The organism is Pseudomonas sp. LBUM1659 (assembly GCF_059716045.1).
On sequence record NZ_CP166797.1, the window covers coordinates 59,342 to 85,261 of the forward strand.

23 protein-coding genes and 1 pseudogene are annotated in these 25,920 nt (G+C 58.4%); 12 read left to right on the plus strand and 12 right to left on the minus strand.

Going from position 1 to position 25,920, the window contains the following annotated elements:
* Positions 1 to 9 precede the first annotated feature (9 nt).
* The 9 genes from ACA048_RS00240 to ACA048_RS00280 all read left to right on the plus strand — a co-directional run bounded on the left by ACA048_RS00240 (position 10) and on the right by ACA048_RS00280 (position 9,957).
* On the plus strand, positions 10 to 1,167 hold the full coding sequence (locus ACA048_RS00240; RefSeq protein ID WP_497627461.1) for a DUF2515 family protein: 1,158 nt from the start codon (positions 10 to 12) through the stop codon (positions 1,165 to 1,167).
* Positions 1,167 to 1,802, plus strand: a complete 636-nt coding sequence (locus ACA048_RS00245) for a hypothetical protein (RefSeq protein WP_497627463.1) — start codon at positions 1,167 to 1,169, stop codon at positions 1,800 to 1,802. Before ACA048_RS00240 ends, ACA048_RS00245 begins: the two co-directional genes overlap by 1 nt.
* Positions 1,803 to 2,042: 240 nt before the next feature.
* Positions 2,043 to 3,701, plus strand: coding sequence for a Na/Pi cotransporter family protein (locus ACA048_RS00250; RefSeq protein WP_497627464.1), 1,659 nt, complete (start codon positions 2,043 to 2,045; stop codon positions 3,699 to 3,701).
* A 164-nt stretch (positions 3,702 to 3,865) separates the two neighbouring features.
* Positions 3,866 to 5,242 carry a M16 family metallopeptidase gene (locus tag ACA048_RS00255; RefSeq protein ID WP_497627465.1) on the plus strand — a complete coding sequence of 459 codons (1,377 nt, stop codon included), beginning with the start codon at positions 3,866 to 3,868 and terminating at the stop codon, positions 5,240 to 5,242.
* 120 nt (positions 5,243 to 5,362) lie between these two features.
* On the plus strand, positions 5,363 to 6,391 hold the full coding sequence (locus tag ACA048_RS00260; protein WP_497627466.1) for a DUF5924 family protein: 1,029 nt from the start codon (positions 5,363 to 5,365) through the stop codon (positions 6,389 to 6,391).
* A 54-nt stretch (positions 6,392 to 6,445) separates the two neighbouring features.
* Positions 6,446 to 7,594 (plus strand): ABC transporter permease, encoded by a 1,149-nt coding sequence (locus ACA048_RS00265; protein ID WP_497627467.1) that lies wholly within the window; start codon positions 6,446 to 6,448, stop codon positions 7,592 to 7,594.
* A complete protein-coding gene (locus ACA048_RS00270; protein WP_497627468.1) occupies positions 7,591 to 8,394 on the plus strand; it encodes an ABC transporter ATP-binding protein in 804 nt (267 codons plus the stop codon). The genes ACA048_RS00265 and ACA048_RS00270 overlap by 4 nt, the downstream gene beginning before the upstream one ends.
* Position 8,395: 1 nt before the next feature.
* Entirely contained in the window at positions 8,396 to 9,334 is a 939-nt protein-coding gene (locus ACA048_RS00275; protein ID WP_497627469.1) for an MlaD family protein, read from the plus strand.
* Positions 9,331 to 9,957: an ABC-type transport auxiliary lipoprotein family protein gene (locus ACA048_RS00280; protein ID WP_497627470.1), complete on the plus strand. Its 627-nt coding sequence runs from the start codon at positions 9,331 to 9,333 to the stop codon at positions 9,955 to 9,957. Before ACA048_RS00275 ends, ACA048_RS00280 begins: the two co-directional genes overlap by 4 nt.
* 119 nt (positions 9,958 to 10,076) lie before the next feature.
* Here the strand turns inward: ACA048_RS00280 and ACA048_RS00285 are convergent, their stop codons facing one another.
* From ACA048_RS00285 to ACA048_RS00305, 5 genes and pseudogenes are all read right to left on the minus strand, one after another.
* Positions 10,077 to 11,306 (minus strand): nucleoside recognition domain-containing protein, encoded by a 1,230-nt coding sequence (locus tag ACA048_RS00285; RefSeq protein ID WP_497627471.1) that lies wholly within the window; start codon positions 11,304 to 11,306, stop codon positions 10,077 to 10,079.
* Positions 11,307 to 11,498: 192 nt separating this feature from the next.
* On the minus strand, positions 11,499 to 12,830 hold the full coding sequence (gene gltP, locus ACA048_RS00290; protein ID WP_497627472.1) for a glutamate/aspartate:proton symporter GltP: 1,332 nt from the start codon (positions 12,828 to 12,830) through the stop codon (positions 11,499 to 11,501).
* 736 nt (positions 12,831 to 13,566) lie between these two features.
* Positions 13,567 to 13,668: pseudogene (locus ACA048_RS00295) on the minus strand (inhibitor of vertebrate lysozyme family protein); the annotation flags it as partial.
* A 2-nt stretch (positions 13,669 to 13,670) separates the two neighbouring features.
* Positions 13,671 to 13,835, minus strand: a complete 165-nt coding sequence (locus ACA048_RS00300) for a DUF1328 domain-containing protein (RefSeq protein WP_003177151.1) — start codon at positions 13,833 to 13,835, stop codon at positions 13,671 to 13,673.
* A gap of 83 nt (positions 13,836 to 13,918) precedes the next feature.
* Positions 13,919 to 14,206, minus strand: a complete 288-nt coding sequence (locus tag ACA048_RS00305) for a hypothetical protein (RefSeq protein ID WP_497627473.1) — start codon at positions 14,204 to 14,206, stop codon at positions 13,919 to 13,921.
* A gap of 441 nt (positions 14,207 to 14,647) precedes the next feature.
* Between ACA048_RS00305 and algB the strand changes: the two genes are divergently transcribed.
* Together algB and ACA048_RS00315 are read left to right on the plus strand one after the other, a co-directional pair.
* The gene (gene algB / locus ACA048_RS00310) at positions 14,648 to 15,994 is read left to right on the plus strand and encodes a sigma-54-dependent response regulator transcription factor AlgB (RefSeq protein WP_497627474.1); all 1,347 of its coding nucleotides are present in this window, start codon (positions 14,648 to 14,650) and stop codon (positions 15,992 to 15,994) included.
* 10 nt (positions 15,995 to 16,004) lie between these two features.
* Positions 16,005 to 17,795, plus strand: a complete 1,791-nt coding sequence (locus ACA048_RS00315) for an ATP-binding protein (protein WP_497627475.1) — start codon at positions 16,005 to 16,007, stop codon at positions 17,793 to 17,795.
* Between the two features lie 7 nt (positions 17,796 to 17,802).
* On the opposite strand, the gene ACA048_RS00320 is transcribed toward ACA048_RS00315, so the two are convergent.
* The 7 genes from ACA048_RS00320 to ACA048_RS00350 form a co-directional block, all read right to left on the minus strand.
* The gene (locus ACA048_RS00320; protein ID WP_497627476.1) at positions 17,803 to 19,416 is read right to left on the minus strand and encodes an EAL domain-containing protein; all 1,614 of its coding nucleotides are present in this window, start codon (positions 19,414 to 19,416) and stop codon (positions 17,803 to 17,805) included.
* A 75-nt stretch (positions 19,417 to 19,491) separates the two neighbouring features.
* Positions 19,492 to 20,271 (minus strand): N-acetylmuramoyl-L-alanine amidase, encoded by a 780-nt coding sequence (locus ACA048_RS00325; RefSeq protein ID WP_497627477.1) that lies wholly within the window; start codon positions 20,269 to 20,271, stop codon positions 19,492 to 19,494.
* A 104-nt stretch (positions 20,272 to 20,375) separates the two neighbouring features.
* Positions 20,376 to 22,337 carry a GGDEF domain-containing protein gene (locus ACA048_RS00330; protein ID WP_497627478.1) on the minus strand — a complete coding sequence of 654 codons (1,962 nt, stop codon included), beginning with the start codon at positions 22,335 to 22,337 and terminating at the stop codon, positions 20,376 to 20,378.
* Positions 22,334 to 23,212, minus strand: a complete 879-nt coding sequence (locus ACA048_RS00335) for an endonuclease/exonuclease/phosphatase family protein (protein WP_497627479.1) — start codon at positions 23,210 to 23,212, stop codon at positions 22,334 to 22,336. Before ACA048_RS00335 ends, ACA048_RS00330 begins: the two co-directional genes overlap by 4 nt.
* Before the next feature lie 14 nt (positions 23,213 to 23,226).
* Complete coding sequence (locus tag ACA048_RS00340) at positions 23,227 to 23,868, minus strand: thiol:disulfide interchange protein DsbA/DsbL (protein WP_497627480.1); 642 nt, start codon at positions 23,866 to 23,868, stop codon at positions 23,227 to 23,229.
* Positions 23,869 to 24,068: 200 nt separating this feature from the next.
* Complete coding sequence (locus tag ACA048_RS00345; RefSeq protein ID WP_027926153.1) at positions 24,069 to 24,680, minus strand: c-type cytochrome; 612 nt, start codon at positions 24,678 to 24,680, stop codon at positions 24,069 to 24,071.
* A gap of 46 nt (positions 24,681 to 24,726) precedes the next feature.
* Entirely contained in the window at positions 24,727 to 25,017 is a 291-nt protein-coding gene (locus ACA048_RS00350; RefSeq protein WP_007947948.1) for a c-type cytochrome, read from the minus strand.
* 191 nt (positions 25,018 to 25,208) lie between these two features.
* Here ACA048_RS00350 and yihA point away from each other — a divergent pair, with 191 nt between their 5' ends.
* A complete protein-coding gene (gene yihA / locus ACA048_RS00355) occupies positions 25,209 to 25,850 on the plus strand; it encodes a ribosome biogenesis GTP-binding protein YihA/YsxC (RefSeq protein WP_033049579.1) in 642 nt (213 codons plus the stop codon).
* Positions 25,851 to 25,920 lie beyond the last annotated feature (70 nt).

The following is a 25,920-nucleotide window of genomic DNA, read 5'->3' on the forward strand; positions in this document are numbered from 1 at the left end:
AAGAATCAAATGACCGGACAATGCATCGCCCCAGACGACCTGGACATGAAAAAACTCTGGGACAGCACCTGCGAACTGCCCGCCTGCAAACGCCAAACCACCACGGGCGGCCCAAACCCCAAGACCCGCGTCGAAGTGCCGTTGCTGACGTGCAATTGCCTATGGCGCCGGTTTCAGAAAGAAGCCGAAGAATGGGTCGCACCGGGTGGCGTGCTGATTGCCGACCCGCAAGCGCGTAACCGCAAGATCAACGCTGCTTATGCGCAGTTGTGGCTGGCAGATAACCGGTTTCAGTGGGCGGGGTTGGCGGCGTTTGCTTCGAAGCAGGTGGGGTGTGGGTTGATTCATGCCACCAAACTGCAAACGGCTATTGCCGCGCAAAAGGCTGCGCAAGAGAAGTTGCGGACCGGTAAGTCGGAAACCATTTTCGAAGGGTTTGGGTTCAAGCTCAGCAAAACGGATCCTGAAGTGGAGAAGGAACTCGAAAGAGCGCGAGCGGCCAATCCGTTGCCCACTGAAGACATCACCTTTGGCGATAACACCCGGTCAGTGGTCCAGCAGCAGTTGGATTACGTGTATGAAATGCTGGCATTGGGTAACACCTCGCTGTTTCTGGATGTTTATCCGTTGCATCGGTTTTTTATGGTGCGGGGTTACAAGGAGATGGAGAAGTGCCTAAAGAGCCGGCGTGGCATTGCGAAAGACGTGATGTGGCCGATTGCTGGGAAGGTAGAGTTTGGTGTTGATGCACCAGAAATCTATCGTGCTTTTGAAGCCATTGATGCTGGGCATATTGCGGATAGCGTCAAACAGATGGCTCGGCATGAGCAATTGAACATTTTGCAACCAGCGATGTACGAAGACAGTCAATTCGCAGTCCTTATGCGCAGTACTCATGCGGGCAATTATGTTTCTGTGGTAACAGGGTTAATGTCCGGAGCGGCGGAAGAAATTCAGCTAACGCTGGCTAGCCAATGTAAAGCGCCTGACAGCAGACAGGTTTCCTTCTCCAAGAACCCCGTGGCCAATCTTGCAGATCAAGATCAGCGAATGGAGTTCGTACTACGTGCAGCCAGTCAATTTGACAGCTTGCTTAAAAGTCCAACAACACATGCTCAGTTGAAACAGTCGATTGCGGAAATTTCCAACGGAGGCGGAATCCAGTGATGGGATTTTCACGTCGGATACTGATCGTTGCGACTGGGATAGTCGTGGTGTTGGCGACAGCTGCATCTCACTTCATGTCCAGTTCCAACAAGATTTACGCCCATGTTGGCAAGCCATATGCCGAGGTTGTAAAAGACTCTACTTTTCCAATCGAACGTAAAACCGCCATTTATCCAAGCGAACCACCTGAGGTTGATTCCACCTGGATCAGCAGCCCAGTTGTTATTACGTTCGATGATCCTGATCATGGCTTCACGTTGCCAAAAACGATCTATGGAGCTGTGAGCTACAGCAAGGAAAAGGTTGATGGCATCACGACCTCGCCGATGGTGGAAACTTTACCTTTCAACCAGACAGCAGTACTGCTGGGCGAACTTCAGGCCATGTTCAGAAAAGCGGGTTGGACACCTGAACCTGCTGAGGGAAACGACTGGATAAAAGTGTCGAGCGAAGAAGAAAAGCGGCAGCTGCAAGACAAGCTTTTTGACCAGGCTGACGGGGTGATTCTTTTGGTCCCCCACAAGTACAGTCTGTTGCTGCACATCAAATGCTATAGCCGCTGCGATGAGCGAAACCCCGAAACAGCCAAGTATCTGATCGACATAGGGCTGGGTAAGGATCATTTCAGTGACTGAGGCGCCTACCTGAGCGGCGGTCATGCCAAATTGGTGTTGAAAGCAATGCCGCCATCACGAGCAGCCCCGCTCCCACAAGGGTGACACTATTTTCATGACAGTCCTGTTTCATTCACGTCTTTAGCTGTGCAATGCTGGCGCCCAGACCGTTAGCCAACTACAGCTTAAGTACAGAACGTAGAAGAACGCGCGGCACCGTCAATTTGCCCCTTTGGGGCGCGACCACCACAGGGGGCCTTTATGCTCACCCTGCTCAATTTGTTATCCGCCGTGGCCTTGTTGATCTGGGGCACGCACATTGTCCGAACCGGCATCCTGCGGGTTTACGGCACTAACCTGCGCCATGTGATTGGCCGCAACATGTCCAAACGGTGGCTGGCGTTTGTCGCCGGGATCGTGGTCACGGCGATGGTCCAGAGCAGTAACGCCACGGCCATGCTCGTCACCTCGTTTGTCGGTCAGGGCTTGATGGCGCTGACCCCGGCCCTTGCAACCATGCTCGGTGCCGACGTCGGGACGGCGCTGATGGCGCGGGTGCTGACGTTCGATCTGTCATGGCTGTCGCCCCTGCTGATTTTTGTCGGGGTGATTTTCTTCCTGTCGCGCAAGCAGACCCGGGTCGGGCAGATGGGCCGGGTGTGCATCGGCCTGGGCTTGATTATTCTGGCGCTGCAACTGATCGTCGAGGCCGCCGGGCCGATCACCCATGCGCAAGGGGTGAAGGTGATTTTCGCCTCGCTGACTGGCGACATCCTGCTCGATGCGTTGATAGGTGCATTGTTCGCAATGGTCTCTTACTCCAGTCTCGCGGCCGTCCTGCTCACCGCGACCCTGGCCGGCGCCAATGTGATCAGTCTGCCAGTGGCCATCGGCCTGGTGATTGGTGCCAACATTGGCAGTGGCATCCTCGCGTTCCTCAGCACCAGCATGCAAAACGCCGCTGGCCGTCAGGTCGCGCTCGGTAGCCTGTTGTACAAACTGATCGGTTTGCTGCTGATCATCCCGGTGCTCGATCCACTGGTGCACTGGATGGACAGCCTGGATTTCAGCCCTCAGGAAATGGTGATTGGCTTCCATCTGCTCTACAACACCGCGCGTTGTTTGATCCTGCTGCCCAGCGTCGGAATGATGGCCAGGTTGTGCGCCTGGCTGTTGCCGGAGCGGCCGGAGGTCAACGGAATGGCCAAGCCCCGACACCTCGACCCGACCGCGCTGGCCACGCCGAGCCTGGCGTTGGCCAATGCGGCCCGGGAAACCCTGCGCATGGGCGATCTGATCGACAACATGCTTGAAGCGATGCTCGATGTGCTGCACGGCAAGCAAACCGCTGTGACCCAGGAAATGCGTCGCCTGACCGATGATGTCGAAGCACTCTACAGCGCGATCAAGCTCTATCTGGCGCAAATGCCACGCGAAGACCTCAGCGACCAGGACAGCCGGCGCTGGGCAGAAATCATTGAGTTGGCGATCAACCTCAAACTCGCCAGCGACCTGATCGAACGCATGCTGCGAAAGGTGCAGCAGCAGAAAACCTCACAGCGTCGGTCCTTTTCCGACGTTGGCCTGGAGGAGTTGGCGGGGCTGCACAGTCAGTTAATCTCCAATCTGCGCCTGGGGTTGTCCGTGTTCCTGAGTTCCGACAAGGAAAGTGCCCGCCAGTTGTTGCGGGAAAAACGTCGCTTTCGCGCACAGGAACGGCGTCTGGCCCATGCCCATGTCAGCCGGTTGCAACGTAAGATTGTGCAAAGTATCGAGACCAGTTCGCTGCACCTGGAGCTGATTGCCGACATGAAACGTTTGAATTCGCTGTTTTGCAGCAGCGCGTATGTGGTGCTGGAGACGTTGGATACCGGGGCGCTCGCCGTCGACGATTTGGCGGACATCACGCATTCGCCTTGAACGTCTGGCAGTGTGGTCAGTCAGTTACATGGGTTCCGGTTCAAAAGCATCGCGAGCAGGCTCGCTCCCACACTGGATCTTCGGTGAAACTGTGGGAGCGAGCCTGCCCGCGATGACTGCCGGAATGCGACACGGATCTCCAATCAGCCGTATGGAAACCTGTTATGCGTTGTCTGTTGTTCGCCTGTCTGTTGCTTGGCTCATTCCCTGCGTTTGCCCTGGATCGCTTTCAGGTCGAGGGCTACACGCTGCCCAATGGTCTGCAATTAATGCTCAAACCGGGCACCGAGCGCGGGCATGTGGCGATTCGTCTGGTGGTCGGCGTTGGTCTGGATGACTTCAGTTGCGAGGACAAAGAGCTGCCCCATCTGCTCGAACACCTATTGTTCAGCGGCATCGACGCCACCGGCGAAGGTGGCCTGGAAGAACACATGCAGGGGCTGGGGGGGGAATGGAACGCTTTCACCAGCAACGCCGACACAACCTTTGTCATCGAAGCGCCGGCAAAAAACCAGCGCAAGGTCCTCGACCTGTTGCTGGCGCTGCTGACCCAGACCCGCATCGACGACAACGCCATCAGCGCCGCCAAGCAAGTGGTCGAGCGCGAAGACGGCGGTCATTACACACACCTGCAACGCTGGCTGGATCGCCAGGACCTTGGTCATACGGCCAGTAATCAGCTGGCGGTGGAACTGGGCCTCAAATGCCCGGAGCGCGCCGAAATCGATCACCTGACCCGCGAACAACTGGAGAAGGTGCGCAAGGTCTGGTACGCGCCCAACAACATGACGCTGATCGTGGTCGGTGACCTCGACCGGTTGCTGCCGGCCTATCTGGAGCGGGCCTGGGGTGCGCTTGAGGCGGTCGCCCCGAGCGATCACCTGCCCCTGCCGGAAATCCAGACCAGTGCTGCCCATGAGCGCACGCTCAGTAGCGGTTTCATCGGCGGGGGGGCCAAGTTGCATTGGTTGGTGCCAGAGCCTGTGCTGGCGGATCAGCACGACGAAACGTTTGACCTGCTCAAGGACTATCTGGACTGGGCGCTTTATCGCCAGATGCGCCTGGTCCACAGTTTGTCTTACGGCCCCTCGGCCGAGCGCGAGCTGTTTGGCGGTGTGGGCTTCATGAGCCTGAACGCTGACCTTGAGCGCGATGATGTGCCGCAAGCTGAGCAGGTCCTTGAGGAGTTGAAAGCGCAGTTGCTCAAGGACGGCCTCGATGCCGACACCTTCAACCGCCTGAAACAGGCCGCCATTGCCCGTCAGACCTGGGCGGTGCAAGGCAATAGCGCGCTGGCCGATTATTACTGGAGTGCCCTTGGGGACTATGACGATGGACGTTTCGCCAACCCGGCCAGGGAACTGCAAGGCGTGACGCTGGAGGAAGCCAACAAGGCTTTGCGCGAGTTGCTGCTGCAACCGGGGTATTTGCGGATCGAAAAGCCGCTGATGGGTGATGACCAGTTGATATGGGCAATTGCCGGGGTGTTGGGATTGCTGGTGCTCGGGCTATTGGGCTGGCGCTTTCATCGTAGGCAATAAAAGAGGGGACGATTCGCAACCCAGCGGGGCGATGCGGCGTTCCGACAAGCCCCCTCGCCACATGGCCCCCCGGCGGGTAACCTGTCGAGGATATTTCCTACGACCAATGTGAACCGCCGAATGCCGACCCTGACCCTATACGTCCAGCGCATCCTCGAATTGATGAAGCGCTACCCTGGGGTCATCGCGCTCGGTGGTTTCATCTCCGGTGTCGGCAGCTTCATCCTGGTGGATCGCCAACAAGGCCTGGCGACCTGGATCACCATCATCATGGTGTTCAGTTGGGTCTGGCTGATGCTCGAAAACAGCCTCACCCGGCTGTTCACCAGAATCTTCAAGCGCGAGATTCCCCAGCCACTGCTGCGTTACGCCACGCAGATGATCCACCAGGAAAGCCTGTTCTTCGTCCTGCCGTTCTTTTTCATCACCACGACCTGGAACAGCGGCCAATTGTTCTTCACCGGGCTGCTGAGCATTGCGGCGCTGATTTCCATCATCGACCCGCTCTACTACAAATGGTTGGCACCTCGGCGCTGGGCGTTCCTGGCGCTGCATACCCTGACGCTGTTTGCCGCGTTGCTGACCGCCCTGCCCGTCATCATGCACCTCACGACGTCTCAGAGTTTCAAACTGGCGCTGGGGATTGCCGTGCTGCTGTCGTTCCCGAGCCTGGCGTCGATCTTCCCGATCCGTACCGTGCGCAACGCCCTGGCGATCCTCAGTATCACCCTGGGCATCGGCGCCCTCGGTTGGGTCCTGCGCTCATGGGTGCCGCCGGCGACCCTGTGGATGACCGACGTAGCGATCAGCACGCAAATGCAGGACCGTACCCCCGGCGAAAGCCTGGATGAAGTCACTGCCGAGCAGATTCGTGGCGGCGGGTTGTATGCCTACACCGCGATCAACGCCCCGCGCGGTCTGGACGAGCGGATTTATCACGTGTGGCAGTTCGACGGCAAAGAGGTCGACCGCATCCCGCTGGATATCCACGGCGGGCGCAAGGAAGGCTACCGCGCCTGGACGCACAAACAGAATTTCCCGGGTAACCCGGCGGGAAAATGGCAGGTCCGGGTATTGACCGAAGACGGCCAGGTCATCGGCGTGCTGCGCTTCAAGATCACGGACAGCACACCGACCAAAGAAAAGTAGCGCGGTTCATGCTATTACGTAGCTCTGCGTATTAACCGAACAAGCACGGAGCTTATGACCAGCAGCACAATGGCCGGTAATGCCCAACTGGACGCCTCTCATTCCCCTGCTCAGCTGCGGGTTACGGGTGACTGGACGCTTGCCCATTACGCCGATCTCAAGCAACTGTGCGAAAAGCTTCGTGGACAGTACGACGACGACACCCACATCGATCTGAACAGTCTGGGCGCCCTCGACACCGCCGGTGCCTCGCTGTTGGTTGAGCTGTTGGGGACCGAGCGCCTCGGCCGATCCGCCGAACACCCCGATTGCACCCTGACCACCGCCGATCGCGCCCTGTTGCAGACCATCTACCGCTCAATGACCGATTTCTGTGTGCCGATCAAGGAACCGGAAATCAGCGTCAGTATTCAATTGCTGACCCGCATTGGCCGCGCCGTGGATACGGTCTGGCAGGACACCCTGCAACTGCTGGGTTTCGTCGGGCTGATTATCGAAACCATCGCCCGCGGCCTGTTTCAACCCAAGCGTTGGCGCATCACGCCGATGGTGGCGCACATCGAACAAACCGGTCTCGACGCCGCGCCCATCGTCGCCCTGCTGACCTTTTTGGTGGGCGCTGTGGTGGCGTTTCTCGGGGCGACGGTATTGGCCAGCTTTGGCGCCACAATATTCACCGTGGATCTGGTGGCCTTTTCCTTCTTGCGCGAATTCGCTGTGTTGCTGACGGCGATCCTGATGGCCGGACGCACCGCCAGTGCGTTCACCGCGCAGATCGGCTCAATGAAGGCCAACGAAGAAATCGACGCCATCCGCACGTTGGGCCTCGATCCGATGGAGCTGCTGGTGGTGCCGCGCGTCCTGGCCCTGCTGGTGGCGTTACCGATGCTGACTTTTCTGGCGATGCTCTCAGGGATTATTGGCGGCGGCGTGGTCTGTGCGGTGTCGCTGGATATTTCGCCAGCGATGTTCCTGTCGCTGCTGCAATCGGACATTGGTGTGCAGCATTTTCTGGTGGGGATCGTCAAAGCACCGATTTTCGCGTTTCTGATCGCCGCGATTGGCTGCCTCGAAGGCTTCAAAGTCAGCGGCAGCGCCGAGTCTGTCGGTGCGCATACCACGTCCAGCGTGGTCCAGTCGATTTTCGTGGTGATCGTGCTCGACGCCGTGGCCGCGCTGTTTTTCATGGAGATGGGCTGGTGAGCCGTTTACCCCGAGCGCCTTGCGAGGCGGTGATTGAAGTCCGTGGGCTGTGCAATCGCTTTGGCAGTCAAAGCGTGCACGAAAACCTCGACCTCAATTTGTACAAAGGTGAAATTCTCGCCGTCGTCGGCGGTTCCGGCAGCGGCAAATCGGTGCTGTTGCGCAGCATTGTCGGCTTGCGTCGGCCTAATGAAGGGGACGTGCGGGTCTTCGGTAAAAACCTGCCGACCTTGTCCGAGCAGGAGCGCTCGAAAATTGAGCGGCGTTTTGGTGTGCTGTTCCAGCAAGGCGCCCTGTTCTCCTCGCTGACCGTGACTGAAAACGTCGCCCTGCCCTTGATCGAGCATGCCGGCCTCAGTCGTGAAGACGCCGAGCATCTGGCGGCGGTCAAACTGGCGCTGGCCGGGCTGCCGCTGTCGGCCGCCGACAAGTACCCCGCTTCGCTGTCTGGCGGCATGATCAAGCGCGCGGCGCTGGCCCGTGCGCTGGCGCTGGACCCGGACATCCTGTTTCTCGACGAACCCACTGCCGGCCTCGATCCGATTGGCGCGGCGGCGTTCGATCAATTGATCCTGACCCTGCGCGATGCGCTGGGGCTGAGTGTTTTCCTGGTGACCCACGACCTCGACACGCTCTACACCATCACCGACCGGGTGGCGGTGCTGGCGCAGAAAAAAGTGCTGGTGGCGGACGCCATCGACAAGGTCTCGGAAACCGACGATGCGTGGATTCACGAATACTTCCATGGCCCCCGCGGCCGCGCGGCGCTGACGGCCGCTCAACAGTTGAACGAGGTCTGACATGGAAACCCGAGCCCATCATGTATTGATCGGCCTGTTCACCGTGATTGTGGTGGCGGGCGCCCTGCTCTTCGGCTTGTGGCTGGCCAAGTCCAGCGTCGACACCGAGTTCAAGGATTACGAAGTCGTTTTCAACGAAGCGGTCAGCGGCCTGTCCAAAGGCAGCTCGGTGCAGTACAGCGGGATCAAGGTCGGCGACGTGGTGACGTTGCGTCTGGACCCGAAAGACCCGCGCCGGGTGCTGGCGCGCATTCGTCTGGGCGGTGACACCCCGGTCAAGGAAGACACCAAGGCCAAACTGGCACTCACCGGGGTCACCGGAACTTCGATCATCCAGCTCAGCGGCGGCACGCCGCAGAGCCCGGCACTCAAGGGCAAGGACGGCAATCTGCCGACCATCGTCGCCTCGCCCTCGCCTATCGCACTCTTGCTCAGTGACAGTAACGAGTTGATGTCCGGCGTGAATACGCTGATGCATAACGCCAACCTGTTGTTCTCCACGGAGAACGTCGAGCGCATCAGCAACACCTTGGAGCACCTGGAGCAAACCACCGGGACGATTGCCGATCAGCGTGGCGATATTCGCCAGGCGATGCAGCAACTGGCGTCGGTCGGAAAGCAAGCCAACAACATGCTGGAACAGACCACGGCGCTGATGCGCAATGCCAACGGCCTGATCAATGATCATGGCAAGCAGGCGTTGGGCAGCGCCGAGCAGGCGATGAAGTCGCTGGAACAGAGCACCACGACGATCAACAAATTGCTCGCCACCAATCAGGATTCGCTCAACAGCGGCATGCAGGGGCTCAATGGCCTGGCCCCGGCAATTCGCGAACTGCGCGAAACCCTGACCTCGTTGCGCGCCATTTCTCAACGTCTGGAGGAAAACCCCAGCGGTTACCTGCTGGGCCGTGACAAGAACAAGGAATTCACGCCATGAAGCTGACTCGTATCGCCCTCCTCGCCGGTTTCATGCTGATCAGTTCGTGCTCGATCCTGCCCAAGTCCGAGCCGTTTGATGTCTATCGATTGCCTTCGGCCCAGAGCAACGCGCCGGCCAGTCATGGCACGCCGCAACGCTGGTCGTTGCGCCTGACCAAACTCCAGGCCAGCGACGCGTTGAACAACCCGAACATCGCGGTGATTCCCCAAGGCGATCTGATCAGCAACTACAAGGGCTCACGCTGGAGCGACCCGGCACCGGTGCTGCTGCGCAATCGTCTGCTGGACGGTTTCCAGCGCGACGGTCGAGTGCCGCTGCTGAGCACCGATGACAGCATTTTCCAGGCGGACCTGGAGCTGGGCGGCCGTTTGCAGGCGTTTCAGACCGAGTATCAGGGCACGTCTGCCAGCGTGGTCGTGAGTCTGGATGCCTTGCTGGTGCGCGGTTACGACCAGCGAATCCTCGCCAGCCGCCGCTTTGAAGTACGCCAGCCGTTGAGCGATGCGAAGGTGCCTGCGGTGGTTGCCGGGTTTGGCCAGGCGAGCGACCAATTGACGGCGCAAGTGGTGAATTGGGCGGTTGAGCAAGGGCAGAAAGTCGAGCTCCCAGTGAGACCTTAAAGCCAACACAAAACCAATGTGGGAGCGGGCTTGCTCGCGAAGGCGGAGTGTCAGACAACATCAACGTTGAATGACACACCGTTTTCGCGAGCAAGCCCGCTCCCACAAGGGATTGGTGGTCAGCCGAAAAACCAGTAGCAAACCCCGATGGCGCCCAGTACCCCGGCCAGCTCAGCCAGCAACGCACACCCCACCGCATGCCGCGCGCGCTGGATGCCCACCGCGCCAAAGTACACCGCCAGCACATAGAACGTGGTTTCGGTGCTGCCCTGTATCGTGGCCGCCACCAGTGCCGGGAAGCTGTCAACGCCGGACGTTTTCATGGTTTCGATCAGCATCGCTCGCGCGGCGCTGCCGGAGAACGGTTTGACCATCGCCGTCGGCAACGCGTCGACGAACCGTGTGTCCCAACCGGCCCACTCCACCAGGTGCCGAATCCCGTCCAGGCCAAAGTCCAGCGCGCCGGACGCCCGCAGCACGCCCACTGCGCATAGCATCGCCACCAGGTACGGCAGCAGATTTTTGGCCACGTCGAAGCCTTCTTTGGCGCCTTCGACGAATGCTTCGTAGACCTTCACTTTGCGCAACGCGCCGATGATCAGAAACAGCATGATCAGCCCGAACAGCGTCAGGTTGCCGAGGATTGATGACAGACCGGCCAGAGCGGTGGCTGAGAGCGTCGCCAGCAGCGCCATGAAGCCACCTAGGGCGAGGGCACCGGGAATCATATAAGCGAGCACCACTGGGTCCCACAGCCGCAGGCGTTGCATGAATGCCACTGACAGCAAACCAACCACTGTTGAGCAGCTGGTGGCGAGAAGGATCGGCAAGAACACCAGCGTCGGATCGGGCGCGCCTTGCTGGGCGCGGTACATGAAGATCGTCACCGGCAGCAGGGTCAGCGAGGAGGCGTTGAGCACCAGGAACAGGATCTGCGCGTTACTGGCCACAGTGGCACTGGGATTGAGTTCCTGCAGGGCTTTCATCGCCTTGAGGCCGATCGGAGTCGCGGCGTTGTCCAGGCCCAGGCCGTTGGCGGCGAAGTTCAGGGTGATCAGGCCAATGGCCGGGTGACCCGCTGGCACTTCCGGCATCAGACGCAGGAACAACGGCCCCAGCGCTTTGGCCAGCCACTCGACGATCCCGGCCTTCTCGGCAATCCGCAGAAAACCCAGCCACAGGGTGAGGGTGCCGAACAGCAGGACCATCACCTCGACCGACAATTTGGCCATGGCGAAAATGCTCTCCACCATCGCCGCGAAGATCCCGGCGTTGCCGCCGATCAGCCATTGCGCCAGTGCCGAAACGGCAGCCACGATGAAGAAGCCAAGCCACAGGCCATTAAGCATCAGTCAAATCCCCCGGAAGATGCGGCGAATGATAGCGGGGTAGCCAGAAACGACAAACCCCGGATTTCTCCGGGGTTTGGTTTGGCTCTTCTTGTAGGAGCAAAGCTTGCTCGCGATGCAGGCGCCGCGGTGTATCAGTTAAACCGCGTCATCGTTCATCGCGGGCAAGCCATGCTCCTACAGAGGGCGTGATCAGTTGCTGGACGTTTCGCCAGCCGGGAGTTTTTCCTTGCTGCGCCAGTGCGGCAGGGAGTTCCAGTAGCGCTGACCCTTGGCGTCGTCGTACATGCCTTCCCAACGCGCGATGACCAGCACGGCGAGAGCGTTACCGATCACGTTCAGCGCGGTACGGGCCATGTCCATGATGCGGTCGACGCCGGCGATGAACGCCAGGCCTTCCAACGGAATACCAACGCTGCCCAACGTGGCCAGCAACACCACGAAGGACACGCCCGGTACGCCGGCGATGCCTTTGGAGGTGACCATCAGCGTCAGCACCAGCAGCAACTGCTGACTGATGGACAGGTCGATACCGTACAGCTGGGCAATGAAGATGGCCGCGATGCTCTGGTACAGGGTCGAACCGTCGAGGTTGAACGAGTAACCGGTCGGCACCACGAAGCTGCAAATGGCTTTCGGCGCGCCGTAGGCTTCCATCTTCTCGATCACGCGCGGCAGCACGGTTTCCGAGCTTGCAGTGGAGTAGGCCAGCACCAGTTCATCCTTGAAGATGCGGATCAGCCTGATTACCGAGAAGCCGAACAGGCGAGCGATCAGGCCCAGCACCACAAAGGCAAAAAAGGCGATGGCGAAGTACACCAGCACCACCAGCTTGGCCAGCGGCAGCAGGGAGGCGAAGCCGAAGTTGGCCACGGTCACCGCGATCAGTGCGAATACGCCGATCGGGGCGTAGTTCATGATCATGTGAGTGACTTTGAACATGCTTTCCGACACGCCCTGGAACATCTTCACCAGCGGCTCGCGCAGGTCCGATTGCAGGCTCGACAGGCCGAGGCCGAACAATACGGAGAAGAAGATAATAGGCAGCATCTCGCCGCGGGCCATGGCCGCGAAGATGTTCGACGGGATCAGGTTGAGGATGGTCTCGACGAACGCGTGTTCATGCTGAACCTCGGCAGCTGTGGCCTGGTACTTGGAAATATCCACGGTACCCAGGGTGCTCATGTCGATGCCGGTGCCCGGATGGAACACGTTGGCCAACACCAGACCGACCAGAATGGCGATGGTGGTGACAATCTCGAAGTAGACGATGGTCTTCAGACCGATGCGACCGAGTTTCTTTGCGTCGCCGACGCCAGCAATGCCGACAATCAGCGAGGAGATGACAATCGGGATCACGATCATCTTGATCAGACGGATAAAGATATCGCCTGCCGGTTGCAGGACGTTGCTGATCCACCAGGCTTTTTCGGCACTGAAATGGTTGAGCAGCGCACCGATTGCAATCCCCAATACCAGACCGATGAGTATCTGCCAGGCGAGGCTAAGCTTTGCCTTCTTCATATCATTACCCTTACTTGCGTTTGACTCAGACAGACGCAGTCACTGGATCGCTTGTGGCGAAAAAGTGTGTGCATCTGCCCCCGTATAAGGAGCCCCGGAGCGCTTGTTATGGCTCTCTGGCAGGCGAAAAAAGGCGCAACTATTCCCATGCAAGGAAGCGACGTCTAATGCCGTAAACGCCTACCCTATGCCGAATCGGCATGAGCATTTCTAAATGAAACGGGTGTCCCAACCGGTTCGAATACGCCATTTCGGCAGGTATAAGTGCCGTGAACCGGTCATTTCAGAGGCGGTTGATTGTTTTTTTAAAGGAGGATTCAGGACTAAATCTTCAGAAAAAACCTACGTTTAGCTGCGAAAAATCGCTGCTGTCACCTACGGCTTTCTCGATATACGGTCGCGAAGAAACACCGCGAAATGTTTTTGCGGGGATTGTAGCGAAAGTGGCATAGGGATCAGAGGCAATGCGCTTTGCAACGCTGCTTTTCGTGATTGAAGCTCTCCGCAAATTCGTCGAGTCCAGATAACCCGGCGAACTTGCGTCGCAGCTTTTGCCTGACCCGGCCCTTGCGCAGGCACTCCCTGTACCCGTAGGTCACTCCGACCCTGTAACAGTCAGAACGTCCCGGCCCCATGGTCATGCGGCTACCTTCCTCGGGTAGCGCAGTAGGAAGAAGCAGGGTGCTTCTTTCATATGACGAATTCAGTACCAGTTCGGATCTTTCTTGAGTTATTCCATCAGCACGCTCTGCAGCATCTGGCCATCATTGGCCGCCATCGCCATGGCACTACCGCCCAGAAGCAGGGCGGCTGCCGGTGTCTTAAACAGAACGCTCATGTTCAGCCTCGACCGCGACGGCCAAAGAAGAAGGAAGCAATGAACATCACCAGGAACACGACAAAGAGAATCTTGGCGATACCCGTGGCGGTGCCCGCGATACCACCGAAGCCCAGTACTGCAGCGATGATGGCAATGATCAAGAATGTGATTGCCCAGCTCAACATGGTGATTCTCCTTACACTTCATTATTTAGGGGGGTCACTTGTGGTGCTTGTCCCGGCGCCGAGAGCACGCCAAGTTCGGTTAACTAAAATACCCAGCGCTCCTGACGCGGCATCTCATCCAGAGGCTGAGCCTGGTCGACGTCCATCATCCGCATGGGAGCGATGTCAGCCAGGTTGCTGATGGGGGCGCTGAAGTGGGTTTGGGTTGGATGTTGGATCGACACGTGTGGCGCCTCTGGTTGCTGGCTCTGCTCCCAGCGCAGGATCTGTTGACCGGCGATCAACGTGATCAGCATTGCCAGCACAGCAAACAAGCCTTGCTGGATATGCAGTGGCGAGATACGCAGTTGGGCGGCACGGTAGCGATTCATCCTGAAGCTCCTCCCACGTTGGTGGTGATCTTGTTAGAAGGCGTCGTATAGGAAATGCCCTGATTACCCAGACCATTGCAGCCTGCATGCCAGCTTTTTTTATCGCATAAAAATTAACAAAATCAATTGGTTATAAAGATGTTTGAAATCGTTCGCGACGCATCCTGCACGATGCCCGCTCCATGGTCGTGCGAAATGCACGATTGATTCGCGAGTGGTTTTAATATTTTTGAATTCAGTGGCGGGCGCAGATGTCAGAAAGGGAGGCGAGCATTAGCCTAAATCTCGATGTTTAGGCAAAAAACCAGAAAATTCAGTGGATTAGGCAGGACGGTGGTAGATAGCTACCCGACTGGCACTGGAATGGATCAGAATCGACCATGCAACTTGCCCGATTTATCCGGGACTAACCAAGATCAATCTATAAAGGAGCGCAGGAACATGGAATCAGCCACGGTGCATCAAGGCCGCATTCTGCTGGTGGACGATGAGTCCGCTATCCTGCGAACCTTCCGCTATTGCCTCGAAGACGAAGGCTATAGCGTCTCCACCGCGACCAGCGCGGCTCAAGCCGATGCCTTGTTGCAGCGTCAGGTGTTCGATCTGTGCTTCCTTGATTTGCGTCTGGGTGAGGACAATGGTCTGGATGTGCTGGCGCAAATGCGCATCCAGGCACCTTGGATGCGTGTGGTGATCGTCACCGCGCACTCGGCCGTGGACACCGCTGTCGATGCGATTCAGGCAGGAGCCGCCGACTACCTCGTGAAGCCGTGCAGCCCCGATCAATTACGTCTGGCCACCGCCAAGCAGTTGGAGGTGCGGCAACTGTCCGCTCGCCTGGAAGCCCTTGAAGGTGAAGTGCGTAAACCCAAGGATGGTCTGGACTCCCACAGCCCGGCCATGAAAGTGGTGCTGGAAACCGCCCGCCAAGTTGCCAGTACCGATGCCAACATTCTGATTCTGGGTGAATCCGGCACCGGTAAAGGTGAGCTGTCCCAGGCCATTCACGGCTGGAGCAAGCGTCAGAAGAAGTCCTGCGTCACGATCAATTGCCCGTCCCTGACTGCCGAACTCATGGAAAGTGAACTCTTCGGTCACAGTCGTGGTGCCTTTACCGGTGCCAGCGAAAGTACACTCGGGCGCGTCAATCAGGCTGATGGAGGCACGCTGTTTCTCGACGAGATCGGCGATTTTCCATTGACGTTACAGCCCAAGTTACTGCGATTCATTCAGGACAAGGAATACGAGCGGGTGGGTGATCCAGTGACCCGCCGCGCCGATGTACGCATTCTCGCGGCGACTAACCTGAACCTTGAAGACATGGTGCGCGACGGCCGCTTCCGCGAAGACTTGCTCTATCGCCTGAACGTCATCACGTTGCACCTGCCGCCACTGCGTGAACGCCGTGAAGACATTCTGAACCTGGCCGACCGCTTCCTGGCCCGCTTCGTCAAGGAGTACGCGCGCCCGGCCCGGGCCTTCAGCGATGACGCGCGTGAGGCGCTATTGGGTTATCGCTGGCCCGGCAACATTCGCGAGTTACGTAACGTGGTGGAGAGGGCGAGCATTATTTGTCCGCAGGAACGGGTCGAGATCAGCCACTTGGGCATGGCCGAAACCCCGGTTAACAACGCGCCGCGCATTGGCGCGGCGTTGAGCCTGGATGAATTGGAAAAAGCCCACATCGGTGCAGTACTCGCCACGGCGGAGACACTGGATCAGGCGGCAAAGACCTTGGGCATTGATGCCTCGACCCTGTACCGCAAACGCAAGCAATACAACTTGTGAGCTGTAACCGATGAAACTGGCGATGAAGCTGCGTACTCGGCTGTTCTTGAGTATTTCCGCACTGATCACCGTGGCACTGCTCGGGCTTTTGCTCGGGCTGGTCAGCGTGATGCAGATGGCTGGCTCCCAGGAAGCATTCGTGCGCAACAACTTCGCCTCCCTCGACCTTGGGCTGAAACTGCGTCAGACCTTGGGCGACCAATTGATGGTCATGGTCAGTGAGAAGCCTGATCCCGCCAAGTTCGAGTCGGCCAGGCAACACTACATCCAGTTGCTTGATGAAGGCATCGCCCTCGAACAATCCGGCAATGGCGGTCCGCACGGGTTCAAACAAGCCAAGGATGACTATCTGGATTTTCTTCAAGCCTACGGCCAGGCCTCTGAGCAGGCCAAGGTGTTGAGTGGCAACGAAGCAATTACGGAAAAATTCAACACGTTGCGCAACGGTCTGCTCGCGGAACACAAGCGTTCGCTGGATGACATCAATAACACCGAGCGCCAGTCTCGCGAGCGCGCTTTGCTGGTGGCTGGCTTGCTGGGGTTGGTCGGGTTGGCGGTGCTGATCATTGGTTTTGTAACTGCCCACGCGATTGCCCGACGTTTTGGTGAGCCGATCGAAGCCTTGGCTCAGGCTGCCGACAATATTGGACAGGGCAATTTCGAGGTGACCCTGCCGATTTCCTCCGCCGTGGAACTGAACCTGCTGACCAAGCGTTTCGGGATCATGGCCGAGGCACTACGTGAGCACCAGGCCACCAACATCGACGAGCTGCTCGCCGGTCAACAACGCCTGCAAGCCGTGCTCGACAGCATTGATGACGGTTTGTTGATGATTGATCGCGAAGGCCATCTTGAACACCTCAATCCGGTGGCTCAGCGCCAACTGGGTTGGGACACCGATCGCCTGGGCCAGGGCCTGGGTGCGGCCCTTGAACGTCCGGAACTGGATGAACAGCTGCAGCTGGTGCTGCGTGGCGGCACGCTGGAGCGTGCGCCGGAAGACTTGAGTATCGAGGTTGATGGTGAGTCGAGATTGCTGACCTTCAGCCTGACGCCGGTCATCCATACCCAGGGTCATATTCTCGGCGCGGTGATGGTGTTGCATGACGTGACCGAACAGCGCGCGTTCGAACGGGTGCGCAGCGAGTTTGTCTTGCGGGCTTCCCATGAGTTGCGAACGCCGGTCACCGGCATGCACATGGCTTTCGGCCTGTTTCGCGAGCGGGCGAAATTTCCACAGGATTCCCGCGAAGCCGACCTGTTGGATACCGTCAATGAAGAAATGCAGCGCTTGATGCAGTTGATCAACGACCTGCTGAATTTCTCTCGCTACCAGAACGGATTGCAGAAACTGACCCTGGCCCCGTGCTCCATCGAGGATCTACTGGCGCAGGCTCAGGACCGATTTGCCGGGGCTGCGGCGGAACAGGGCATCGAATTGCGGGTAGAAGTGCAAGGGCCGCTGCCCCGGTTGCAGGCCGATCAACCGCAGTTGGAGCGGGTGCTCGACAACCTGATCGACAATGCTTTGCGCCATACCGCGCGGGAAGGGCTGATTCGGTTGCAGGCCCGTCGCCATGGCGAGCGGGTGATTATCAGTGTCGAGGACAACGGCGAAGGGATTGCCTATGGTCAGCAAGGGCGAATCTTCGAGCCCTTTGTCCAGGTTGGCCGCAAGAAAGGCGGTGCCGGGCTGGGTTTGGCACTGTGTAAGGAAATCGTGCAACTGCACGGTGGGCGGATGGGCGTCTATTCAAGGCCGGGGCAGGGTACGCAGTTCTACATGGCGCTGGCGGTATAAGTCGCTTTCACGCCTCGTCACTCATGCGCCGGCCCGCCTTTCGACGGCCGCGGGTAATCAGTTCGATGAACTGCACGGAGCTCAAGGCATGGGCGAATAGCCAGCCCTGACCAAACTTCACCCCTTCGCTGCATAGAAACGCTGCCTGCGCTTCATGTTCGATGCCTTCGGCGATCACTTTGAGTTGCAGCGCTTGTGCCATATGAATGATGTGCGGTGCTACGCCGCTACTGGCGGCGTCATGGCCCAGAGCGTCGATAAACGCCTTGTCGATCTTCAGGCAATCCACCGGCAGGGTTTGCAGGTAGGCGAGGCTGCAATAGCCGGTGCCAAAGTCATCGATCAGCACTTGATGCCCGACATCGCGCAACGCTTGCAGATTTTCCCTGGCCACCACCACATCAATCAATCCTCGCTCTGTTACCTCGAAGGCAATCTGCTGTGCAGCGACCCGGTGCAGCGTCAGCAGGCGGGCCATCACCTGACCGATACGCGGCACCATCACATCACACGCAGCAAGGTTTACCGAGATGTACAGCTGCGGGTTGGCGCGTAGCAGTTGCCCCAGTTGTTCGAGCAGCCGTTGCAGTACGAAATCGGTCATCTGCCGGATCTGGCCGGTGTTTTCCGCCATTGGGATAAACAGGTCGGGGCTGGTCAATGTGCCGTCTGGCCTTCTCCATCGCAGCAACGCTTCGGCACCGACACAGTTGCGGCTGTCGAGATCGAAGATCGGTTGATACAACACTTGAAGTTCACCTCGCCGTATGGCGCCGTGCAGTTCGGCGTCCAGGGACTGGCGCTGGCATACCAGCAGAAACACCAGAAAACCAACAATAACGCCCAGCACCAGACTGGCAGGAAGCAGCCACCACCACACCGCCGGCACGTGCATGACTGAGCGCGGTGTGATCAATACCAATTGGTATTCCGGATTGTTGGTCGGCATGTGGTAAATCAAACGGGTTTGCGTGACTTGCAGTGCGTCGCGGCTTTTGGGGGTCCAGGATTCCGTCGGTGGCCAGGCTTGGGCGGCACCCAAGACGGGAATGGCGCGAGTGCCGTGGTCCAGCACCACCAGCAGGCTGCTTCCGGGCGACAAGTCGACCATGTCGGTCAAATGTCCGCGAGACGTTGCCACCCGGAAATTTCCCCTGCCAAGCATCAGCGCAGCACGGTTTTCATCGGGTTCGGTGGTGGTGTTCAGCCAATAGCTGTAGGTGGGGCCTTTGATGTCGGCAGGTCGCAGTAGCGAAAGCCCTTCCTGGCGAGGACGGTTGGAGCACAAGCGTGAATCATCGACGTAAGCCGCTTCGTAAACGAAGCGGTAATTGAAGCTGACCTGTTGCAAGGTTGCGATCAATTCGGCATCGCAGCCTCGGAGCGGCTGGGCTTCGAGGTCATCGAGACTTTCGCGCAGCTGCCCGAACAGCTGTTCCAGGCGGGCGAGGAAGCGCTCGCCCTGAGCGTTCATTTCCTGGCTTTCGTTCTGTTCAACCTGATGCATCGCCACGAACAGACTGCCGGCGATCAATAACGTCGCGCTCAGGGTAGCCGCCAGCATCGCCAAAAACCAGGGGCGATAGAACCAGCTACTGAGTGTCTCGCGCGCTACAGTCATTATTAATATCCGAAGAATTACCAATGAGTTATAGCTGCTGATTGGGAAAAAGCTCTTACCGTCGGACGGGCGCCATTATTTTGTCTGATTCAGGACCTGCAGGAGCGCAGCCGATTCAGCGTCTGGCGTGCCGTCGAAGCGGGAAGGGCGAAAGTGCAACTGAAAAGCCGCCAACACATGGCGCGTCGCTACGTCCAGTTCACCGGTTTGTGGGGTGTCATAACCCAATTTGGCCAGTTGTCCCTGAAACCAGCTGATGCTCGGCAATTGCGCTGCGAATTGGGCTTGCTGGAGCGCCACGGCTTGCTCGTTCGGCCAGACCCCAATGCCTTCGGCGGCCAGGCGTTTCCAGGGGAACAGCGGACCGGGGTCGAGCTTGCGCATTGGCGCGATGTCACTATGGCCGATGATGGCGCGAGGATGGATGTTGTAACGCTTGCTGATGTCTTTGAGCAGGACGATCAACGATTGCACTTGATCTTCACTGTAGGGATACCAGACGCGTCCGGTAGGAGTGTCTTTGAAGCCCGGGTTGACGATTTCGATACCGATGGAGCTGGAGTTCAGCCAGGTCCTGCCTTGCCATTCGCTTTCGCCCGCGTGCCAGGCGCGAAAATTCTCGTCCATCAGCTTATAGATGGTAGCGCCCTTGTCGTCGCCAATCAGGTAATGACTGCTGACTTCACCCTGGGTCAACAACTGCAGTGAGCGCTCCAGCGAGGCGTTGGTGTAATGCAACACCACGAACTGGATGCGACTGTCGTAATTGGTCGAAGGGTGGCTGGTGTCGATACGGGGGCCGCTGGCACAACCGGCCAACAGCAGCAGAGAAGCAATGAGAGCAAGATATTTCATGGCAGGAGGCAGTACACGCGAGACTGTAATGCAACAGTGTAACGTACTGCTTTGAGTGCCGACGGCAAATGCTCTGGTTTAAACAAAATGGAACAAAATGGCCGTTAACCGGCCTCCACCCGATTGCGCCCGGCGTTTTTGGCGCGATACAGCGCCTGATCGGCTCTTTTGAGTGCCATATCGGTATGTTCGCCGGGTTTTAGCGCCGTAAGACCCATGGAAATAGTGATGGTGACGCGCTCACCTTTAAAGTGGAAAGGGCAGGCCTCGATCGAGGTGCGCAGGGTTTCCAGCAGTTTTGCACCGACTGCCGGCACCGTGCAGGGCATCAGGAGTACAAACTCCTCACCACCAAATCGCGCGATGAAATCGGTGCCGCGCAGGCGCTTGCGCAGCACGTTGGCGATGATTTTCAGCACCTTGTCGCCTGCCAGGTGGCCATAGTTGTCATTGATACTTTTGAAGTGATCGAGATCGAGCATGGCCAGCAACAGGGTATTGCCGTGCCGCTGCCATTGGCCGACTTCGTGATCCAGGCGTTCGCTCCAGGCGGCTCGATTGGGCAGACCGGTGAGCGGATCAATCAGCGCTTTCTGCCGCTGCTCTTCAAGGTGTTCACGATAACCCAGCGCTTCATGCTCCATGTGCGCCACCCGTTCAGACAGACTGTGTAACCGTGCGGCGACCGCTTGTTCACGCTCGTCACGCTGCTTCTTGTGGTGATCCATGGTGCCCAGCAGGCCTTCAAGATGGTTCTCCAGGACGAGCTTGAGGTCATCCAGGTCCGCCGCTTCCTGCATGCTGCTGTGCAAGCCGTCGACCTGTTCACGGATCTGAGTATCCATCTGGCGCGCCGCAGAGCGGCTGTCGGCGTGGCCTTCGCTGGCCGCCTGCAAGTTACTCTGGAAGGACTCCAGGCGTTCATTGAGTTGCTGTAAATAGGCTTCGAATTCGTGCTGGCCGCTGTCGTTTATCGCCAGCATCAAGGTCGCTAGATCGTCGAGAATCGGTATCAATTCATACCAGTTCAAACCATTTTGAAGGCGATCACGCATCGCTTCGGCTTGTGGTCGGTGGCGTTCCGGTAATGTCAGGTCGTCGAGCAGGCCCAGCAGTGTGTCTTCGATGTGTTTGGCAACCGAGCTGTATGACGGCTCCGGTGAGTCCGGCAAGGCATAGATGAGGGGCTCTGGTTCGCGGTGCTCAGGATCAATAGTTGTGAACGCCGGGGTCAGCTCATCAGGATTGATTGCCGGTTGAATCAGCGTGGCTGGTGCGAGGAAGGGAAGGGTGGGCTCTTCCTGGTGTTCATCGTCCGACGCTGTTTGTGGTTCCGGAGTTGGCGCACAGACAGCGACTGCCTCAAGGGCCGGTGGGACAAGTGCCGCCACTTCACAGGCGGGTGCCGCTAGCTGTGTGACTGACGGCCGGTCCTCATTCGATGCGTGATCGACATGCGCAATCGCGGCAGCCGGCTCCACAGGCTGTGCAGCCATTGTGAGAGCGGCAGGAGCGACGACCTGCGGCACTTCCTCGTCAGCTTCGCGGCTGCCGAACAGTCTCTGCAGAAAACCGGGTCGCTCGAGCTCTGCGGGGTTCTCCAACTGGCTCAAGGCTTTGCCTTGCAGGCCGCTCAGTTCGCTGAGCAGTAACGGAATTTCGCGGGCGTGACTGACTCTTCCCTCGAGCTTTTTGGCAAAGCTCTTAAGCGGCCGGCTCACTTCCCGGGGCAGCGGCAATAATTGCAGTTGCGCGACCAGCGCCGTCAGTGCGGCGCTGGTCTGATTGATTCGGGTTTCCCGGCGCTTCTCGGAATCGAGCACGGCTTTTTCGAGTCGCGGCAGCAGGGCGGCCAAGCCGGCGTCCATGTCATCGGTGCGCACGACGTCGCGCATTTCTTTCATGCATTGGTCGACGGCGAGGTCAGTTCCCTCCGCAGCCAGTGTGCTGCGCACCAGCCCACGGCGCAGCAGATCGAGCCGGGCGTCCCAGCGACGTTCAAGCTTTTCCTGTTGTTCGATGCTTTTGAGGTATTTCTCTTTCCAGCGCTGTGTTTCGTCGCTCATTCATGGGGTCCGCGAGGGGCAGGGCTCAACGCGGGTAATGCATCTGCCGTGAGCGAACCCGGCAGACGAATCTCTACCGCGACCGGCAAGTGATCGGAAATGGGCTGTGCCAAGACCTCGACCTTTTCAAGGGTCAGCGTCGGGCTCAGTAGTATATGGTCCAGGCAGCGCTGTGGGCGCCAGCTGGGGAAGGTCGCTTCCAATTGCGGCGCGAGCAGCCCGAGGTCACGCAACGGGGAGTTTTGCAGCAAGTCACTGGCATGGGTATTCATGTCGCCCATCAGCACCTGGTGTTTAAAACCGCCGATCAACTCGCGGATGTAGGCCAGTTGCAGGCTGCGCACGCGAGCGCCCAGCGCCAGATGCATCATGACCACCACCAACGCCTCCGGACCTTCGCCGAAGCGCACCAGAATCGCTCCGCGACCCTTGGGGCCCGGCAGAGGGTGATCTTCAATGACCCACGGGCGCAAGCGGCTGAGCACGCCATTGCTGTGCTGGCCGAGGCGACCGAGGTTGCGATTGAGTTGTTGATACCAGTAAGGGAAGGCGCCGAGTTGGGCCAAGTGCTCGACTTGATTGACGTAGCCTGATCGCAGGCTGCCGCCATCGGCTTCTTGCAAGGCGACCAGATCGAAGTCGCCCAGCAGGTTGCCGATTTTTTGCAGGTTGTCGGCACGCCCGGTGTGCGGCAACAAGTGTTGCCAGCCTCGGGTCAGATAATGCCGATACCGCTCGGTACTGATGCCCACCTGGATATTAAAACTGAGCAAGCGCAGACGGCTGTCTGCGGGCAAGCCCGTCGACTCCAGGTGATGTTCGTTGACCCGTGGATCATGCAGGCCAACAACGCGTTCAGTTCCCCAGCGGCGCATGGCAGTCGTTTCGCTTAGTTGGCGGCAGCCTTGTTAGCCGCTCGCTCTTTGTCGACCAGTGTATCGGCCAGTTTCAGGGCCTGCTCGGCACCGCCGGCAGAGCCCACGTCAAAGCGATATTTGCCGTTGACGATCATGGTCGGTACGCCAGAGATTTCGTACTTCTTCGCCAGCTCTTTAGCCTGGGCGATTTTGCCCTTGATGGCGAAGGAGTTGAAGGTGGCCAGGAACTTGTCCTTGTCGACGCCCTGAGTGGCCAGGAACTCTGCCATTTCTTCTGGAGTGACCAGCTTCTTGTGTTCTTTCTGGATTGCTTCGAACACCGCGGCGTGAACCTTGTGCTCGACGCCCATGGCTTCCAGGGTCAGGAACATCTGGCCGTGGGCATCCCATGGGCCGCCGAACATGGCCGGAATGCGGACGAAGTTGACGTCCGAAGGGAGTTTCTCGACCCAAGGATTGATCACCGGCTCAAACGCGTAGCAATGCGGGCAGCCATACCAGAACAGCTCCACGACTTCGATTTTGCCAGGCACGGCGACCGGAACCGGATTGGTCAGTTCGACATAAGGGGCGGCGGGGGCTTCGGCGGCTTGGGCAGTCATGCCGAACAGGCTGGCAGCGACGAGTGCGGCGCTGATGATCAGATTACGCATGCTTTACTCCTGGACAATTTTGGTCGCCTCGCGCGACCTGTATTCATACAGGTCTTGGCGGGCTTGAGTTCTGTAGTGTAACGGCAGCGGCCACAAAAAAGGGCGGCCTAAGCCACCCTTTTTATACTTGCTGCGACGGATTAATCGAGCGTTAACGTTGCAAGAGATATTCATCGCTCGCAACGCTCAATCAACCGGCCTTAGTGCAGGCCTTGAATGTAGCTGGACACGGCGGCGATATCTTCGTCGCTCAGTCGTTTGGCGATGGTCTGCATGGTTTTGGCATCGCCATCGTTGGTGCGTCCGCCTTCTTCCTTACGGAAATCGGTCAGTTGCTTGGCGACGTATTGAGCGTGCTGGCCGCCCAGGTGCGGGAAGCCGGCAGCCACGTTGCCTGCGCCATTTGGCGAGTGGCAACCGGTGCAAGCTGGCAGGCCCTTGGCCAGGTCGCCACCACGGAACAAGGCTTCACCGCGGGCCACGATTTTAGGGTCGGCGGCGCCAACACTGCCGTTCTGTTTGGCGAAGTAGGCAGCGATATCAGCCAGATCCTGGTCGCTCAGGTTGGTAAGCAGGCCGGTCATTTCCAGAACGGTGCGCTTGCCCGACTTGATGTCGTGCAGTTGCTTGGTCAGGTAGCGTTCACCCTGACCTGCCAGTTTTGGAAAGTTAGGCGCCATGCTGTTGCCATCCGGGCCATGACAGGCGCCACATACTGCGGCTTTCGCCTGACCAGCAGTCGCATCACCTGCAGCATGGGCAATGCCGGAGATCCCCACGGTCAACAGCAGACTCACGATCAATTTGTTCATCAGCTAATCCAACTACGGCTAAGGGTTAAAGAGTTATGGGCCGGGATCACTCGCTCATCCACTGGATGATTGCCTGGTAATCCTCGGCACTGCAGTCCATGCACAAACCACGCGGCGGCATCGCCTTGAAACCCTGGGTCACGTGTTGCACCAGCGTTTCCATACCTTTCGCCAACCTCGGCGTCCAAGCTTCCTGATCGCCCTTTTGAGGAGCCATGGGTAGTTGGCCGGAATGACAGGCACCACAAACACGGTTGTACACAGCTTCCGGATCCTGTGTAGCCTGAGCGCTGTAAAGCGGCATCAAGACACCGGCAGCTAGCAGCCATTTCGTCATAAAACGACCTTTTCAGGGTTGAGAGCATGTTGCGTTCTAGTGCGCAATCAAGGTCAAGCGCTCTCGTGATCTTCATCCTACGCTGGGACAAAGCGCACACAAAATCCGCGGCATTATATACTGGCGTCACTGAAACGGAAACGACACCGCTTGCCGCGTCCATTCCCGGCGCCGCCCACATCGGAAATCCCATGCAACTCAAGAATCCCATCCTCGGCCTGTGCCAACAGTCCACCTTCATGCTCAGCGCTGCCAAAGTCGATCAATGCCCGGACGATGAAGGCTTTGAAGTGGCCTTCGCCGGCCGTTCCAACGCCGGCAAGTCCAGTGCGCTGAACACCCTGACGCACGCCAGTCTTGCGCGAACCTCGAAAACCCCGGGGCGCACGCAGCTCTTGAACTTCTTCAAGCTAGACGATGATCGTCGTCTGGTCGACCTTCCGGGTTACGGTTATGCAAAAGTTCCTATCCCGTTGAAGCTGCACTGGCAGCGTCACCTGGAAGCGTATCTGGGTGGTCGCGAGAGTTTGAAAGGTCTGATTTTGATGATGGACATCCGTCATCCAATGACCGACTTCGACTTGTTGATGCTCGATTGGGCTGTCGCCAGCGGCATGCCGATGCATATTTTGCTGACTAAAGCCGACAAGTTGACGTACGGCGCGGCGAAAAACGTCCTGCTCAAAGTTCAGGCAGATATCCGTAAGGGTTGGGGGGATGCAGTCAGTATTCAGCTGTTTTCGGCGCCAAAACGCCTCGGTCTTGAAGACGCCTACACTGTACTGGCGGGCTGGATGGAGCTGGCGGACAAGGGGTCCGAAGCTGCCGAGTAAGGCCATTGAGGCAAATGGCAGGCAAAAAAAACCCCGGACTTCTATGGGGAGGGGGAAGTTCCGGGGCTCA